The 16,999-nt window shown below is 56.4% G+C and carries 15 protein-coding genes and 1 pseudogene; 11 read left to right on the plus strand and 5 right to left on the minus strand.

Features of this window, described 5'->3' with window-relative positions:
• Positions 1–185: 185 nt before the first annotated feature.
• Positions 186–358: pseudogene (locus NUX24_RS00950) on the plus strand (IS4 family transposase); the annotation flags it as partial.
• A gap of 78 nt (positions 359–436) precedes the next feature.
• On the opposite strand, the gene dps reads toward NUX24_RS00950, so the two are convergent.
• The gene (dps, locus tag NUX24_RS00955; protein ID WP_010428924.1) at positions 437–940 is read right to left on the minus strand and encodes a DNA starvation/stationary phase protection protein Dps; all 504 of its coding nucleotides are present in this window, start codon (positions 938–940) and stop codon (positions 437–439) included.
• A gap of 299 nt (positions 941–1,239) precedes the next feature.
• Positions 1,240–2,127 (minus strand): threonine/homoserine exporter RhtA, encoded by an 888-nt coding sequence (rhtA, locus tag NUX24_RS00960; RefSeq protein WP_023334998.1) that lies wholly within the window; start codon positions 2,125–2,127, stop codon positions 1,240–1,242.
• Positions 2,128–2,481: 354 nt separating this feature from the next.
• Between rhtA and ompX the strand changes: the two genes are divergently transcribed.
• A complete protein-coding gene (gene ompX / locus NUX24_RS00965; RefSeq protein ID WP_023310884.1) occupies positions 2,482–3,000 on the plus strand; it encodes an outer membrane protein OmpX in 519 nt (172 codons plus the stop codon).
• A 91-nt stretch (positions 3,001–3,091) separates the two neighbouring features.
• Here the strand turns inward: ompX and NUX24_RS00970 are convergent, their stop codons facing one another.
• Both NUX24_RS00970 and mntS read right to left on the minus strand, forming a co-directional pair.
• The gene (locus NUX24_RS00970) at positions 3,092–4,675 is read right to left on the minus strand and encodes a phosphoethanolamine transferase (RefSeq protein ID WP_257829341.1); all 1,584 of its coding nucleotides are present in this window, start codon (positions 4,673–4,675) and stop codon (positions 3,092–3,094) included.
• 283 nt (positions 4,676–4,958) lie between these two features.
• On the minus strand, positions 4,959–5,087 hold the full coding sequence (gene mntS, locus NUX24_RS00975; RefSeq protein ID WP_014831181.1) for a manganase accumulation protein MntS: 129 nt from the start codon (positions 5,085–5,087) through the stop codon (positions 4,959–4,961).
• A 183-nt stretch (positions 5,088–5,270) separates the two neighbouring features.
• On the opposite strand from mntS, the gene mntR reads away from it, so the two are divergent.
• From mntR to NUX24_RS01020, 9 genes are all read left to right on the plus strand, one after another.
• A complete protein-coding gene (mntR, locus tag NUX24_RS00980; protein ID WP_045355726.1) occupies positions 5,271–5,744 on the plus strand; it encodes a manganese-binding transcriptional regulator MntR in 474 nt (157 codons plus the stop codon).
• Positions 5,741–6,850 carry an anion transporter gene (locus NUX24_RS00985; RefSeq protein WP_257829345.1) on the plus strand — a complete coding sequence of 370 codons (1,110 nt, stop codon included), beginning with the start codon at positions 5,741–5,743 and terminating at the stop codon, positions 6,848–6,850. Before mntR ends, NUX24_RS00985 begins: the two co-directional genes overlap by 4 nt.
• Before the next feature lie 101 nt (positions 6,851–6,951).
• Positions 6,952–8,046 carry an HlyD family secretion protein gene (locus NUX24_RS00990; protein WP_047653241.1) on the plus strand — a complete coding sequence of 365 codons (1,095 nt, stop codon included), beginning with the start codon at positions 6,952–6,954 and terminating at the stop codon, positions 8,044–8,046.
• Positions 8,043–9,614 (plus strand): DHA2 family efflux MFS transporter permease subunit, encoded by a 1,572-nt coding sequence (locus NUX24_RS00995; protein ID WP_033145003.1) that lies wholly within the window; start codon positions 8,043–8,045, stop codon positions 9,612–9,614. The genes NUX24_RS00990 and NUX24_RS00995 overlap by 4 nt, the downstream gene beginning before the upstream one ends.
• The gene (locus NUX24_RS01000) at positions 9,614–11,137 is read left to right on the plus strand and encodes an efflux transporter outer membrane subunit (RefSeq protein ID WP_126328084.1); all 1,524 of its coding nucleotides are present in this window, start codon (positions 9,614–9,616) and stop codon (positions 11,135–11,137) included. Before NUX24_RS00995 ends, NUX24_RS01000 begins: the two co-directional genes overlap by 1 nt.
• A 102-nt stretch (positions 11,138–11,239) precedes the next feature.
• Positions 11,240–12,280, plus strand: coding sequence for an aldo/keto reductase (locus NUX24_RS01005; protein ID WP_257829351.1), 1,041 nt, complete (start codon positions 11,240–11,242; stop codon positions 12,278–12,280).
• A gap of 149 nt (positions 12,281–12,429) precedes the next feature.
• Positions 12,430–13,806: a glycoside hydrolase family 1 protein gene (locus NUX24_RS01010; RefSeq protein ID WP_257829353.1), complete on the plus strand. Its 1,377-nt coding sequence runs from the start codon at positions 12,430–12,432 to the stop codon at positions 13,804–13,806.
• Positions 13,807–13,857: 51 nt separating this feature from the next.
• Positions 13,858–15,180: a PTS sugar transporter subunit IIC gene (locus NUX24_RS01015; RefSeq protein ID WP_047653236.1), complete on the plus strand. Its 1,323-nt coding sequence runs from the start codon at positions 13,858–13,860 to the stop codon at positions 15,178–15,180.
• A gap of 15 nt (positions 15,181–15,195) precedes the next feature.
• Complete coding sequence (locus NUX24_RS01020) at positions 15,196–15,912, plus strand: GntR family transcriptional regulator (RefSeq protein WP_257829356.1); 717 nt, start codon at positions 15,196–15,198, stop codon at positions 15,910–15,912.
• Positions 15,913–15,955: 43 nt separating this feature from the next.
• Here the strand turns inward: NUX24_RS01020 and ldtB are convergent, their stop codons facing one another.
• The gene (gene ldtB, locus NUX24_RS01025; protein WP_045403737.1) at positions 15,956–16,876 is read right to left on the minus strand and encodes a L,D-transpeptidase; all 921 of its coding nucleotides are present in this window, start codon (positions 16,874–16,876) and stop codon (positions 15,956–15,958) included.
• Between the last annotated feature and the right edge of the window lie 123 nt (positions 16,877–16,999).

A 16,999-nucleotide genomic window follows, 5' to 3' on the forward strand; every position in this document is an offset into this window, starting at 1 on the left:
TCGTATGTTTGGGCGCGTGAAGGGCCAAGAGCGAGGCTGCTTTTTTAACATTCATTGATAATATGATTTTTATCATATGTCTTGCTCTCTTTTTTCGCCGAAAAATTAAGCATTAGCGTTTGGCGGCAGAGCGATTATGCGCTCTGCCGTTTTTTTATCCTCGACCCGACGTTAACACCTTGCTCAAGATCGCTTACTTGCTTATAGCGACGGACAGGCTAGTGCTGGAAATAGAGCGTCACCAGGAACCATCTCGAAAAAGCTGGAACATCTGCGTGGAAATCTGGAAGCGTTGTTCATAATAAAACGCCCCCGACCATGAAGGCCGCGGGCGGTTAAGATATCAAAAACCCTTTAATCAGTGAAACACAGTGCCGCTCCGCTTATGTGAACGGCATCGCGTCATGGCGAGGGTTTAATAGAGCAATTATATGAATTACTCGATGTTAGATTCGATAAACCACAGGAACTGATCCAGGTCGCGGGACGCGGCGGTGAAAATATCTGCGGTATCTTCATCTTTGGCTTCGCCAATCGCTTTGCGCACGTCATTGGCCACAATCGCGTAGCGGTCTGCCAGCTCTTTCAGGTGATCCTGAACGGTATGGATATCCAGCGGATAACTTTTCAGTGGCGTTTTGCTGTTGATAACCTGCGTGGTACCCAGCGCCACACCGCCTAGCTGAACGGCACGTTCAGCCATCGTATCGAGGTGGGTCACCAGTGCTGTGCGGAAGCCATCCAGCATTTCATGAACGGCAATAAAGTTTGCACCGCGCATATTCCAGTGGGCCTGTTTGGTGATCAGCGAAAGATCGATGAACTGGATCACCTGACGATTCAGCAACTCAATGGTCGCTTTTTTGTCGCTATCCGATACATCGTTACGGGTATAAAGCAGATTAGACGCTTTCGTTTTCACCAGTTTAGCGGTACTCATAATCTCATATCCTCTTGATGTTTATGTCCCAGGTAATTACGGAACTAAGTATAGCACCGGATTTTTTCTCTGCGGTTTGGCTGTGCCTATCGGTTTAATAGCGAGAAGTGGCTTGAGAATTTAATTAATTGAAACTAAAGAGTTATTTTTTAATTGATACAGATCAATCTTAATTGCTGGATAGGCGTGTAACCGCAGAGGGATATTTCGAAAATAGCGAAAAGAATGTAAAAAATTATAACGTCTGTCTTTTTGGCCTTTATTCTGCATGGCATGGACGCCATGCAGAATATATGGTCTTAGCTGATATCCACTTTCTCAACTTTAGGTTCCGGGCGCATGGTGAGCGTCGAGCCCATTGATGCCGCGATAATCGAGCAGAGCGCCAGCGTCTGGGTCAACGTCAGAGTTTCGCCGAGAAACACCATCCCGGAAATGGCAGCTAGCGCAGGCTCCATGCTCATCAGCGTGCCAAATATGCGCGTCGGCAGACGCGTAAGGGCAATCATCTCCAGAGAGTAGGGAAGTGCGGTAGACAGAATCGCGACCGCCAGCCCGATGGGCATGACGGACCATTGCCAGATAGATTCGGTCGCCTGCGCCATGCCGATGGGCACAAAGACGATGGCAGCGATCAGGGACCCCAGCGCGACGGTCGCAGGACCGTGCTCTTCTCCTGCACGCTGGCCCGTAAGTATATAGACGGCCCAGCAGGCGCCAGCACCCAGCGCCAGGGCTGCGCCCGTCAGATCAATCTCAGCGACGCTCTGGCCCAGCGGCAGCAGGAACCATAAGCCCAGAACGGCTAACACGACCCAGATAAAATCGACCGGACGTCGCGAGGAGAAAAGCGCCACCGCCAGCGGGCCGGTAAACTCCAGCGCGACGGCGATCCCCAGCGGTATTGTCTGAATAGAGAGGTAGAACAGATAGTTCATTGCCCCGAGGGAAAGTCCATAAAACAGCAGGGGTAAACGCTGCTCCTTTTTGAAGCGCAGACGCCAGGGTTTGAAAATGACCACCAGTATCGCCGTGCCCAGCACGATACGCAGGGCTGTCACCCCAGGCGCACCGACCAGCGGAAAAAGTGATTTCGCAAGCGAAGCACCGCTTTGAATGGACAACATGGCAATGAGTATGACTGCGACCGGCAACCAGACCGACGACGTGCGGGATAACCCAGGCATCCTTTCTCCTGTCAGCTTATGTCAAATGAGGTAAAGGTTGCAGTGTAAAGGAAATAAGCGGCAACGGTTGAGGCGCTGTTGAAAAAAAACCGTGTCAAATCCGTAAAATGGTTAAGCGCTGGTGGATTTATCGCCTGATAGATTAGGAATAATCTGGATGAATGTAACGGCGCGTGCGCGCAATATGCGCATTTAGTAGTGAAAATTGCATGTGATTTGAAAGAGATAGCTGAGGCTGGAAACGTTCTGTTACAGGAAAGGTTTCATTAGACATCACGAATCACAAAGAGTTTCGCAAATTTTTTTGATATATTTAAAACTTACGGACTTACTTGAAGCACATTTGAGGTGGTTATGAAAAAAATTGCATGTCTTTCAGCACTGGCCGCTGTACTGGCTGTTTCCGCAGGTACCGCTGTAGCTGCTACTTCGACTGTTACTGGTGGTTACGCTCAGAGCGACTATCAGGGCGTGATGAACAAAGCTAACGGTTTCAACCTGAAGTATCGCTACGAACAGGATAACAATCCACTGGGCGTGATCGGTTCTTTCACCTACACCGAGAAAGATCGTTCTGAAAACGGCGCATACAACAAAGGCCAGTACTACGGCATCACCGCTGGTCCAGCTTACCGTCTGAATGACTGGGCAAGCATCTACGGTGTTGTAGGTGTTGGCTACGGTAAATTCCAGCAGACTGAAAACCAGAGCGAAAGCCGCACTGCAAGCAATAGCGACTATGGCTTCTCCTATGGCGCAGGCCTGCAGTTCAACCCAATCCAGGACGTTGCTCTGGACTTCTCCTATGAGCAGAGCCGTATCCGCAACGTTGACGTTGGCACCTGGATCGCGGGCGTAGGTTACCGCTTCTAATCACTCCGGTGATTAAATAAAAAATCCGCCCAATGTGGCGGATTTTTTTTTGTCTTTTTCCCTCTCCCCGTGGGGTGAGGGCATCAGATCGCTACTTACTCTTAATATCAAAAATATCCGTACCCAGATGGTTGTAGTCAACTTTCTGTAACTTGAAGTTGGTAACGTACACTGGGGGAGCTTTCTTGTTAGAGACAAACGGGTAAGCCGTTTTTATCTGCTCGGCTGTAATTCCCGTCCACTGCGAGAAGAACTGCAGGAAATCATTTGCCGAACGGCGCGCTTTAATCACGCGATGCGTTTTATCGTCGCTCGACAGCACCATAAACGGCACCTGGAAGTTCTGCTGGAACTTGTCATCGTGCGCCAGATACTGCACCTCTTTACCACGCTCTTTAAACGCCAGCCCGTGATCCGAGAAATAGACCATCGAGAAGCTGTCGCCCGTATTGCGTAGCTGATCGTACAGTTTGCTCAGCAGGTCGTCGGTTTGCGTCATGGTGTAGAGATAGCAAGAGGTCTCTTTGGACTGCACGAATTCAGCGTACTTCCCGCCAGTCCGATCGCAGGCCTGCGGGTGCGACCCCATCAGGTGCAGGACGATCAGCTGAGGCTGGGTGCGCGGCGTGGCGAAGACCTGTGCCGTCATTTTCAACAGCGCTTCGTCTTTGGTGTTTTTGTCGGCTTCGAAGTCGCCATTTTTCAGGAACTGCACTTCGTCAGCGCGTTTGGCGATACTGGCGATGGCCGTATCGTATTCGCCAATTTGCCCCTGATTAGAGAACCACCACGTCTGAAAACCCGCGCGGTTTGCCAGGGTGACAAAATTATCCTGATACTGGGGTTTGCCGTCGACGACACGGTTTAGGGTCAGGCCGAGCGATTTCTGCGTCGAGCCGCTGGCCGCGACGTAATCGGTAAACAGCGTGCCTTTGACCGAACTGGCAAACGGTGTGTTATCCCAGTGTCCGCCGAAGGCTCCCATTGCATCGCGACGGGCACTTTCGCCAATCACCACCACATAGGTGTGATATTTCGGCTTAACGGCCAGCACGTTCCAGGTGTCTTTCATATTGGAAAGCTCAGCCATGCGCGCCTGCTCGTCGAGAACCTCTTTATTATTGACAACGACGTCCTTCACGAAGCGGAAAACCGGATAGCCGATATTGCTGAGCCTTAGCTTACCGTCCCAGGGAATATTCTGGATGGGGGCGACAAACGCCACGGCAACGCTGAACACCAGACAGAGTATTTCGATCTTACCCCAGGATTTTTTCTCGCCCGACTGACGGCGGATGGCAATAACGCCCAACGCGAAGATAAAGAGCCCGACCACGTAGCTGTACCACGGGAAAATCGTCAGGATCTCCGTCGACTCTTCCATATTGGTCGAGTGCAGCGCCAGCAGGGTATTAAAGTTTGGCGCGCCGTAAGCCTGACCAAACGGGAAATAGAGTGCAGCGACCAGCGAACAGATCCCGATTAACGCTTTTTGCACGCGCGGTGAGGCTCGCCACAGCAAATGCAGAACGCAGGTGAAAGCCACCGCGTAGAGCAGACTAAAGGGATAACCCAGCGCAAAGTTAATCAGTAATGACTGCAAAAAGTAAAAACCCGTCCACGGGCTTAAGGCCCGGCTGCGGGTCACAACGGTATCTATCAGGGTTACATTCATAGGTCACTATCATGGATGAAAACGCCATGTGCTCACCCTGGCGTCAAGGGTCATAACCTGCCTGACAGTGCGTGGAGAGGGAATGAGGGTCCGCTTCAGCGAGCCGCAAATTGTGCAGGGCTGCAAGAAGATAGTGCGAGCGCTAAATAATATCAACAGTTGCTAAGCAGATGTTTTGCGAAGGGGATTGCAAATCCGTAAAAAAGATCGGGAATAAGGAGGCTGGAAGCCAGTTTACAGCGAGATTGTGACGGGAAAATGAAGCGGCGTACCGCAACGCCGCTTAGTGGGAAGGTTTGTCGTCCTGATGCGGTTTGTTGTTAAACATATCGCACAGCATGTTCAACAGCATTAAGCGCACTTTAAAGGGAGAGTGGGTAAACACGGTCATGCACCTCTTGAATTCGTTCATAAGACCTCCTGAGTTTTGATCCCTTCGATCCGTGAAGGGTGACTGCATTACATACAGATATAGCACAGGCTATATTGTATAGCTATGGCTATTTCGTTAATTTTTTGTGCTTGCGGAGCTATGGTTTACAATGTGCGCTCTCGAAACCGGGCGCTGGAAGCGTCACCCCACTGAGGAAGTACAATGAACCGTCGCGCAGGTCATCCGACAATCAGGAAAACGACGCAACTGGTGAATGTTGAAGAACATGTCGAAGGTTTTCGCCAGGTCCGTGAAGCGCACCGGCGTGAACTGATTGATGACTATGTTGAACTCATTTCCGATCTGATTCGTGAGGTTGGTGAAGCGCGCCAGGTCGATATGGCCGCCAGGCTGGGGGTTTCACAGCCAACTGTCGCTAAAATGTTAAAACGCCTGGCCTCCGTGGGCTTAATTGAAATGATCCCCTGGCGCGGTGTTTTTCTGACGCCGGAAGGGGAGAAGCTCGCGCAGGAGAGCCGCGAGCGCCACCAGCTTGTCGAGAATTTTTTACTGGTGCTGGGCGTCAGCCCGGAGATTGCCCGCCGGGATGCGGAAGGAATGGAACACCACGTGAGCGAAGAGACGCTGGTGAAGTTTCGCGAATTTACCCTTAAATATGGTCCCTCCGCTGAATGAAAATCCCTGGACTGCAGGCCCTGGCACGCGATCGTTTCTTCCATCTCTTATTACTCATTGGCGCAGGGTTAAGCCTCTTTGTGCCGTTTGCGCCACACGCCTGGCCCGCCGCAATTGACTGGCGAACCATCATTACCCTGAGTGGCCTGATGATGCTCACCAAAGGGGTCGAGCTGAGCGGCTATTTTGACGTTCTGGGCCGTAAAATGGTGCGCCGCTTTGCCACCGAGCGCAGGCTGTCCCTGTTTATGGTGTTCTCCGCCGCGGTGCTGTCGACGTTTCTGACCAACGATGTGGCGCTGTTTATCATCGTGCCCCTCACGCTCACGCTGCGTAAGCTGTGCGAGATCCCGGTCAGCCGGCTGATCATCTTTGAAGCGCTGGCCGTCAATGCGGGCTCGCTTCTGACGCCAATCGGCAACCCGCAAAATATCCTTCTCTGGGGACGGTCCGGTCTGTCGTTTGCCGCCTTTACCTGGCAGATGGCCCCTCTGGCGCTGGTGATGATGCTGTCGCTGATGGCGGTGTGCTGGTTTGCGTTTCCGGATAAAAAGCTGCAGTACCACAGCGGCACAACCGGCCCGCAGTGGCAGCCGCGCCTGGTGTGGAGCTGTCTCGGGTTATACATCGTCTTTCTGTTCGCGCTGGAGCTGAAGTATGAGCTGGCGGGCGTCCTGCTCGTTGCTGCGGGCTTTGTCGTCCTGGCGCGTCGCGTGCTGGTGAGCGTGGACTGGACGCTGCTGCTGGTCTTTATGGCGATGTTTATTGATGTGCATCTCCTTATCCAGCTTCCGGTGCTGCAGAACGTTCTGCACAGCGTCAGCACGCTGTCTCAGCCGGGACTGTGGCTGACGGCGATTGGCCTGTCGCAGTTTATCAGCAACGTGCCGTCCACCATTCTGCTGCTCAACTATGTTCCGCCCGATACGCTCCTGGCCTGGGCGGTGAACATCGGCGGGTTTGGGCTGCTGCCCGGCTCGCTGGCAAACCTGATTGCGCTGCGTATGGCCAATGACCGTCGTATCTGGTGGCGTTTCCACGTCTGGTCGATTCCGATGCTGGTTTGGGCCGCGGCGATCGGTTTCGGAATATTCCTTCTCATATAGTGCGCAATTTGTCAGTTTTTCCTGGCAAACGTATAGCAACGTCCTAGCTTTAGTGAACGGCATAGTGTGATGCCGCTCACTGACAGGACCGTTGCTGAACTATGGCTGAAGATCAAAACCCGCCTGCTGACGAGCAGGACAAAAACAATAATGAGCGTAAGCGCCCGGGCAAGAAACCATTAATTATCCTCGGCGTTGTCGTGGTGGTGATGGTCGTCGTGGCGCTGGTCTGGTGGTTTTTAACCCGTAACGAAGAGACGACCGACGACGCCTTTACCGACGGCGACGTGGTGACGATTGCCCCCAAAACGGCGGGCTACGTTACCGAGCTGCGCGTGCGCGATAACCAGCGCGTGAAAAAGGGCGATCTGCTGGTGGTTATCGATCCGCGAGATACCACCGCGCAGCGCGATCAGGCCCAGGCCCAGCTTGGGCTGGCTATCGCGCAGCTGCATCAGGCCCAGGCGCAGCTGGCGCTTTCAAAAGTCCAGTATCCCGCCCAGCGTGACGAAGCCAAAGCGCAGGTGCTGAAAGCGCAGGCCGATCTGGCGAACGCGCAGGCGGAGTACCGTCGCCAGCGCGGCGTCGATCCGCGAGCGACCACCCAGCAAAGTATCGATTCCGCGAACGCTCAACTGCGTAGCGCACAGGCGGGGCTGGCCAGCGCTCAGGCGCAGCTGGAAGTGGCAGAACAGGTCCAGCTGCAAATCCGCCAGCAGGAAACCAACGTTGAAGCGCGCGAGCGTCAGGTCGATCAGGCTAAAGCGCAGCTGGAAACGGCCAATCTGAACCTCTCTTACACCGAAGTCCGCGCCCCTTTCGACGGGTTTGTCACCAAACGCAACGTGCAGCCCGGCACGCTGGTGCAGGCGGGAACGGCGCTGTTCTCTCTGGTTTCCCCGAACGTGTGGGTGGTGGCGAACTTTAAAGAGTCGCAGCTTGAGCGCATGAAGCCCGGCGATAAGGTCACCGTGTCCGTCGACGCGTGGCCGGATATGGCGCTCGAGGGCCACGTAGACAGTATCCAGCAGGGCAGCGGCTCGCGCTTCTCCGCCTTCCCGGCAGAAAATGCCACCGGCAACTTCGTCAAAATTGTGCAGCGCGTGCCGGTCAAAATCGTGATTGATAAGGGCCTGGATCCAAACAAACCGCTGCCGCTGGGGCTGTCGGTGGCACCGAAGGTGACGGTGGAATGACGGATCACAGCCACGACAGCTGGAAGCCCGCCAGCAATCCGTGGGCGGTGGCGATTGTCGTTACCCTGGCGGTATTCATGGAGATTCTGGATACCACCATTGTTAACGTGGCGCTCCCCCACGTGGCAGGCTCGCTCTCGTCCAGCTATGACGAATCCACCTGGGTGTTAACCAGCTATCTGGTGGCGAACGGCATCGTGCTGCCCATCTCGGCGTTTCTGAGCCGGGTGTTTGGCCGCAAGCAGTTCTTCCTGATTTGCATCGTGATGTTTACCGTCTGCTCGTTCCTGTGCGGGATCGCCACCGAACTGTGGCAGATCATCCTGTTCCGCGTGATGCAGGGCTTTTTTGGCGGCGGGCTGCAGCCCACGCAGCAGTCGGTGCTGCTCGACTACTTCAAACCCGAAGACCGGGGCAAAGCGTTTGGTCTCTCCTCCATTGCGATTATCGTTGCGCCGGTGCTGGGCCCGACGCTGGGTGGCTGGATCACCGATAACTACTCCTGGCGCTGGGTGTTCTTTATCAACATTCCGGTGGGGATTGTCACGGTGCTGGCGATCTACCAGCTGCTGGAAGATCCGCCGTGGGAGAGCAAGTCAAAAGAGAAGCTGACTATCGACTGGACGGGGATCGGCCTGATCGCGCTGGGGCTGGGCTGTCTGCAGGTGATGCTCGACCGGGGAGAAGATGAGGACTGGTTCTACTCGAACTTTATCCGCACCTTCGGCGTGTTGACGCTTGTCGGCATTATCGGCGCCATCTACTGGCTGGTATATGCCAGAAAGCCGGTGGTGGATCTGCACTGCATGAAGGATCGCAACTTTGCCATCTCCAGCCTGCTGATGGCGGGGATGGCGATGATCCTGTACGGCAGCTCGGTGGTGATCCCGCAGCTGGCGCAGCAGGATTTGGGCTACACCGCTACCTGGTCGGGGCTGGTGCTGTCGCCCGGCGCGGTGCTGATTGTATTGACTATCCCGCTGGTGCTGAAGCTGATGCCGGTGGTGCAGACGCGCTGGATTATCGCCTTTGGCTTTACCTGTCTGGCGGTGTCGTTCTTCTGGTCGCGCACGCTGACGCCGGATATCGACTTTGAAACGCTGGTGCTGTTCCGCAGCGCCCAGTCGATAGGGCTGGGGTTCCTGTTTGTGCCGCTCACGACTATTGCGTTTATCTCGATACCGAGGCGGCTGAATGCCGATGCGGCGGCGCTGTTTACCATGTTCCGTAACGTTGCGGGGTCGATTGGCATATCCCTTTCGACGGCGGCCATTACCGAACGCGCCCAGGCGCACAGCGCGCATCTGGCGTATCACGCCTCGCCGCTTAACGAGCAGTTCCAGCAGGCGATACGCGAAAGCGCCCAGGCAATCCAGAACTTCACCACCCAGGTAGGGGACCCCACCGGGATTGCCACCGGACGCATGTACCAGACCATGATTGAGCAGTCGCGCTTCCTTGCCTACATCGACGTCTTCACCATCCTGAGCGCGGTGGCCTTGTTACTGATTCCGTTTTGTTTGTTGCTCTCGCCGGTTAAGAGCGAGGGGAGTGCAGGAGCACATTGATGATACACAGACGTTTACACCCCCTGATGATAATGATGCTGCTGGCGGGCTGCGCCGTCGGGCCGGATTACCAGCAGCCTGCGCCGCCCGCCGTTACGCACTGGAACGATAAGGGCGACAGCGCGGTGAAGTCGCAAACTACCTCAGCCGCGACCAATCCGCGCTGGTGGAAGACCTTCGGCTCGCCGCAGCTCGACAGCCTGGTTGAGCGCGCCATTGCCGGAAACCTGACGCTGCAGCAGACGGTGCTGCGCATTGCCGGGGCCCGCGAGCAGATTAACCAGGCGGGCGGGGCGTTTTATCCGTCGGTGAACGGTAATTTGCAGGCAACGCGCCAGCAGCTTGGCCTGGAAGGAGAGCTGAAATCCCACGGCGTGTATGACCAGCTTGATAATGTCGATCCTGAACTGCGGGGCGCGTTAGGGCCGCTGACGCAGCCGATTAATCTCTACCAGGGCAGCTTCGACGCCCAGTGGGAAATCGACCTGTGGGGCAAGGTGCGTCGTCAGGTGGAAGCCGCCGAAGCGCAGCAGAAAGTCGCCATTGAGCAGCGTAACGATGCGCTGGTGTCGCTGGAGGCCGAAGTGGCGCGCGCGTGGCTTCAGCTGCGCGGGGCGCAGAGCATTATCGCCACGCTGAACACCCAGATTAAAAGCGCGCAGCAGACGCTGGATCTCACCGAAAGCCGCCAGCGTGGCGGGCTGTCGCCGCAAATGGATGTGGAAAACGCCCGGGCGCAGTTAGGCAACCTTGAGGCACAGCTTCCGCAATATCAGGCGCAGGAGCGGCAGGCGATGAACGGCCTGGCGATCCTGCTCGGCAAGCCGCCGGGGGCGCTGGATGCGGAACTGCAGAGCGTGCAGCCGATGCCTGCCTTGCCGGATATTGTGCAAACGGGCATTCCGTCCACGCTGGCGCGCCGTCGGCCGGACGTGCGCGAAGCGGAGGCGAACCTCCACGCCGCCACGGCGCAAATCGGCGTCTCGGTGGCGGAGCTGTTCCCGAGCTTTACGCTCTCCGGCCAGTTTGGCCTGCGCAACAGTGAAACCAACTGGCTGACCGACTGGAGCAGCCACTTCTACAGCTTTGGCCCGCAGGTCTCTATTCCTATCTTCCAGGGCGGTCGACTGGTCTCCAGCGTCAAGGTGGCGCGCGCGCAGCAGGGAGCGGCGGTGCTGGACTATCGCCAGACGGTGCTGACCGCGCTCGGGGATGTGGAAAACGCGCTGGTGAGCTATCGCACCGACCAGCAGCGTGAAGCGGGTCTCGCAAAAACGATCGACGCCCTGCAAAACGCCTTTGATTTAGCGAGCGACAGCTACCGGCAGGGGATCGCCAGCTTTATCGACGTGCTGGACGCCCAGCGTCAGCTGGCGCAGGCCCAGCAGCAGCGCGCACAGGCGCAGGTGCAGAGCGCGCTTGATCTGGTGGCGCTCTACAAGGCCCTCGGCGGCGGCTGGGAGCCGTATCAGCAGGTGCAGTTACCGGACTACAGCGTCTTTGGCGACGCCCCGCGTGGATAAATTCAGAGGATTGGGCAAGAAACGGACAGGAACACCACATTCGCGATGGCTGAGGGGCGGGTATAACTATCGGGTACCCAATCGACATGCGAGGAATAACTTATGCGTTATCAAAAACTGGGCAACACCGGTCTGTTTGTTTCTGAACTGTGCCTCGGCACCATGACCTTCGGCGGCGAGGGCGGCATGTGGGGCAAGATTGGCCAGCTCCAGCAGAGTGAAGCCGAGCAGCTGGTGGGCCGCGCGCTGGATGCCGGGATCAACTTTATCGACACCGCGGACGTTTACTCGGAAGGACGCTCGGAGGAGATCACCGGTCAGGCGCTGAAAAACCTGAAAATCCCGCGCGAGAACGTGGTGGTTGCCACCAAAGTGTTCGGCGAAACGGGAACGGCAGGGGTGAACTCGCGCGGCAGCTCGCGCTATCACATCATCAGCAGCGTGAAGGAGAGCCTGCGCCGCCTGCAGCTCGATCATATCGATCTCTACCAGCTTCACGGCTTCGACCCCGCAACGCCGATTGAAGAGATGCTCTACGCGCTGGATAACCTGGTGCAGCACGGCCACGTGCGCTACATCGGCGTCTCGAACTGGGCGGCGTGGCAGATTGCCAAAGCGCTCGGTATTTCTGAACGTCTTGGGCTGGCGCGTTTCGCATCATTGCAGGCGTATTACACCATTGCCGGACGCGATCTGGAGCGCGAGCTGGTGCCGATGATGCAGAGCGAAGGCGTCGGGCTGATGGTCTGGAGCCCGCTGGCAGGCGGTCTGCTGAGCGGAAAATATGGCCGCGACGGGCAGAGCGAAGCCGGTGGTCGCCGTCTGGAGTTTGACTTCCCGCCGGTGAATAAAGATCGCGCCTTCGACTGCGTGGACGTAATGCGCACTATCGCCGAAAGCAAGGGCGTCTCCGTCGCGCAAATCGCGCTGGCGTGGCTGCTGCATCAGAAAGCGGTGACCAGCGTCATCATTGGCGCGAAACGCGTTGAACAGCTGGACGACAATATCGCCGCGACCGGGATCCGCTTAAGCGAAGACGAACTCAAGCAGCTTGATGTGGTGAGCGCGCTGCCGCGCGAATACCCGGGCTGGATGCTGGAGCGGCAGGGGGAATATCGCCGCAATCAGCTCGCGCAACAATAACCTTCCTCGCCCCGGCAGTGCATCGCTTACCGGGGCTTTTTTTCCCCGCATTGCTCACAAAAAACGATCCTCCCCTTTGATCCCCTTTTCATCTTCGCCTATATGACTAGTCATAATATTTTAAATGACTAGGCATATAGGGAGAGACCATGAACAATCAGCTGCCAGCAAACTTTTTATGGGGCAACTCGGTATCCAGCATGCAGACGGAAGGTGCATGGAACGAGGGTGGGAAAGGCATGTCGGTGTACGACATTCGCGAAGCCGGGGAGAACGTCTCCGACTGGAAAGTCGCGACCGACTCCTATCACCGCTACCGGGAAGATTTCGACCTGATGCAGGATCTGGGCATGAACTGCTACCGCTTCCAGATCTCCTGGAGCCGCGTCTGCCCGCAGGGCGACGGCGCGTTCAACGACGAAGGCATCGCGTTTTACGACCGCTTTATTGACGATCTGATCGCCCGCGGCATCGAGCCGATGGTTTGTCTGTATCACTTCGATATGCCGCTGGCGCTGGCGCAGGAGTACAACGGCTTCAACGACCGCCGCGTGATGGAGGCCTTTATCCGCTACGGCAAAAAGATGATCGACTGCTATGGCGACCGCGTGAAGTACTGGCTGACCTTCAACGAGCAGAACATCTTCCATATGCCGGAAGCCTTCCGCATTTCAGGCTATATGCAAGGCGATAAAACCCTGCGCGAGCTGTACGAGCTGCAGCACCATACGATGGTGGCGCACATGGCGCTGACCGAGTATCTGCATCAGACCAGACCCGGCCAGCTGATGGGCGGCATGCTGGCGCACCAGCTGATCTACCCGGCCACCTGCAAACCGCGCGATATCTTCTGCGCCCAGCAGTACGACGAGTTCCTCAACCAGAACCTGCTGCGCGTCTTCGCAGGGCAGGGCTACAGCCCGGCGGTGATGGCGGTGGTGGAGCAGGAAGGCTTTGGTGATATCTACCGCACCGAGGATTTAGCGCTGCTGGCGCGCACCAGAAACGACTATATGGCCTTCAGCTACTACGCCAGCAAAACGCTGGACAGCGATGCGATCCCGGAAGGCACGCCGGTGAACTATTACCTGCTGCACGGCGAGAAAAACAATCCGTACCTGAAGGCCACCGAGTGGAACTGGCAGATCGATCCGCTGGGCTTTCGCACCATCATCACCCGCTACGCCAACGACTGGCGGATGCCGGTCTTCCCGATCGAAAACGGCATCGGGGTGATTGAGTCCTGGGACGGCGTGAACCCGATCGAGGACACCTACCGCATCGACTACCACCGGGCGCATATCAATGCCATGAAGGAGGCGATGTTCGAGGACGGGGCAGAGGTGATCGGCTACCTCGGCTGGGGGTTAATCGACATTCTCAGCTCCCAGGGCGACATGCGTAAGCGCTACGGCGTGGTCTATGTCAACCGGGAAAACCACGACCTGAAAGACCTGAAGCGCGTGCCGAAGAAGAGCTACGCGTGGTTAAAACAGGTTATCCATACCAACGGACGCGAGATGTAAGCCGTACGCTGCCGGGCCGTTTTTGTGACTGATTGATGGGAACACTCCGCTATGTCTGAAACAAAAATAACACCGCACATGCAGTCTTTTGTCGATAAGTTTGTTGAGTTCTCGGCGCGCCTGGCTAATCAGGTGCATCTGCGCTCCCTGCGCGACGCCTTCGCCACGGTGATGCCCATTTTCATCCTCGCCGGCCTGGCGGTGCTGGTGAACAACGTGGTATTTCCGTGGATTTTTCACGGCGACACGCTCGCGCAGTTTAAGGTGTGGGGCGAGGCGATTATCAACGGCACGCTGAACATCGCCGCGCTGCTGCTGGCCCCGATGATTGCCTGGTCGCTGGCGCGCAACAAAGATTTCGACAATCCGGTCTCGGCAGTGGTTATCGCCGTCAGCAGCTTCATCATCATGATGCCGATGCGTCTGCAGATTACGCCCGTCGGCAGCGATGCCGCGGTGAACGTCACCCAGGTGCTAACGTTCGCCAATATTGGCTCAACCGGGATTTTTGCCGGGGTGCTGATCGGGCTGATCTCAACGGAAGTGTTTATCGCTATTTCGCGCCTGAAGGCGCTGCACATTTCCCTCGGGGAAAATGTGCCTCCGGCGGTGAGCAAATCCTTTACCGCGCTGATCCCGACGATCTTCACGCTCTCCCTGTTCGCGGTGCTGGCGGCGATACTGGCAAACGTGCTGCACACGGACCTGATCCATCTCATTACGACCTTTATCCAGCAGCCGCTGCGGCTGATCAACACCAGCCTGCCGGGGACGATTTTCATTTATAGTTTCGGTAACTTCCTGTTCACGCTCGGTATTCATCAGTCAGTCGTTAACAGCGTGGTGCTGGAGCCGTTCCTGCTGATCAACACCAACGAGAACATGCTGGCCTTCGCCAACGGTCAGCCCATCCCGCATATCATCAACAACATCTTCGTGCCGACGTTTGGCATGGTGGGCGGCACGGGCAGCACGATCTCGCTGCTGATCGCCATCTTTATCTTCTCCCGTCAAAAGTCGGCGAAGCAGGTGGCGCGTCTGTCGCTGGCGCCCGGTCTGTTCAACATCAACGAACCGGTGATTTTCGGGCTGCCGATCGTGTTTAACCTGCCGCTGATGATCCCGTTCGTGCTGCTGCCCGCCATCGGTATTTACTTCGCCTGGCTCTGTACCACGCTGGGGTTAATGTCGCGCTGCGTGGTGATGATCCCGTGGACCACGCCGCCCATTCTCAGCGCCTGGCTTGCCACGGCGGGAGACTGGCGGGCGGTGGTGGTGCAGTTGGCAATCATCGTATTTGGTGTATTCTTCTACCTGCCTTTCCTCAAAATTGCTGAGCGAGTGGCCTTGAAAAACAGTGGGATAGAAAACTAACAGAAAGGAAGGACGATGGCGGCGAAGTACATCACCATAGCGCGGGAAATTAAGAAACGCATTATCAGCCAGCAGTACGCCGCCAATGAACCCCTGCCGGACCAGTTTGCGCTGGCGGCGGAGTTCAGCACCAGCCGGATGACCATTCAGCAGGCGATGCGCCAGCTGATCGTCGAAGGGCTGGTCTATACCCGCCAGGGCCAGGGCACGTTCATCCGCAAAAACTTCCTCCAGCTTTCGCAGTGGGATCTCTCCGGCAGCGACTACTTTGGCGCGACCAAAACCTGGGAGCATCTGGGCACGGTGGCCAGCCGGGTAGTGCATTTCGAGCTGCGCTTTCCGAACGAGAAAGAGCAGGCGTCGCTGATGATTAATGCCGATGCGCCGATCTATGACTTCATTCGCCTGCGTTTGCTGAACGGTGAACCTATGTCGCTGGATTCCACGGTGATGCCGATGAATCTGGTGCCGGGCCTGACGAAAAACCATCTTGAAGGTTCAGTGTTCCAGTACGTGCAGGAGACGCTGGGGCTGAAAATTATGGGGTCGTACCGGGTGGTGCGGGCGCTTAAGCCCAACGCGCTGGACAGGGAGCATCTGGTCTGCGAGGAAACCGATCCGGTGCTGGAAGTGGAGCAGGTGATTTATCTGGAGGACGGCACGCCGCTGGAGTATGCCCATTGCCACTATCGGTACGACCACGGCGGGATCGTGATCGTGAATAACGGATAAAAAAAAGCGGGCAACGAGGCCCGCTTTTTTTAATGCTTCTCTGTCAGTTCAAACGCACCGGCATACCGGAGCGGTTCTGCACGGCCTGGTCAACAATCGCCGTTTCGACGTCTGGCTGAGAAGTCACCGCCTGTACCGCGCTGTTCAGCGTAACAGGGACGACTTCGTTGTTGTTGATCTGGTCTTCGCTGGTGGACAGCGGGTTGTGCACTTCGATGTAGCGGCTGCCGTCTGGCTCAGAGGTCGCCTTCACCGGTTCGTTGATGAACTGCACGCGCGTACCGACCGGCACGTTTTCGAACAGGAATTTGATGTCGTCGTTACGCAGACGCACGCAGCCGTGGCTCACGCGCAGGCCGATACCGAAGTTGGCGTTGGTACCGTGGATAGCGTACAGGCGGCCAATGTACAGCGCGTACAGACCCATTGGGTTATCCGGGCCTGCCGGTACAACGGCTGGCAGTGGTTCACCGGCGGCGATGTATTCCGCGTGCATTTTGGCGGTCGGCGTCCAGGTTGGGCCGGCTTTCTTACGCTCAACTTTGGTGGTCCAGTTCATCGGGGTATCTTTACCCAGCTGGCCGATACCGATTGGCAGCACGATAACGGTGTTGGTGCCTTTCGGGTAGTAATACAGACGCATTTCGGCGCTGTTAATCACGATACCTTCATGAACGGTATCCGGCAGGATCAGCTGCTGTGGAATATTCAGCACGGTACCCGCTTTCGGCAGATACGGGTCAACGCCCGGGTTTGCTTCCAGCATGTTAGACAGGCCCAGCTGGTACTGCGCAGCGAAATACTCCAGTGGCTGAGAGTTACCTTCTGGTACCGTCACAACCTGGTTCTGGCCTACCAGACGGCTACCGTCTGTTGGCAGGGGATACGTCACCGCAGACGCGGTCTTACAAAAACCTACTACGGCTAACGCCGCCGCTAAAAGCGTTGTTAATTTCATGTTCATGTTGTGCGAGGTATCTAAGCCATTCTGGCGATGAGTTGATAAGTCTGAATCTGTGATGGGAGCGCATTATATGTGCATTCCCGCTCACAGGGAATTCAGATGTGTACGAAATCACATTTTTTT

Source organism: Enterobacter sp. HG048 (assembly GCF_024702055.1).
GTDB lineage: Bacteria > Pseudomonadota > Gammaproteobacteria > Enterobacterales > Enterobacteriaceae > Enterobacter > Enterobacter dykesii.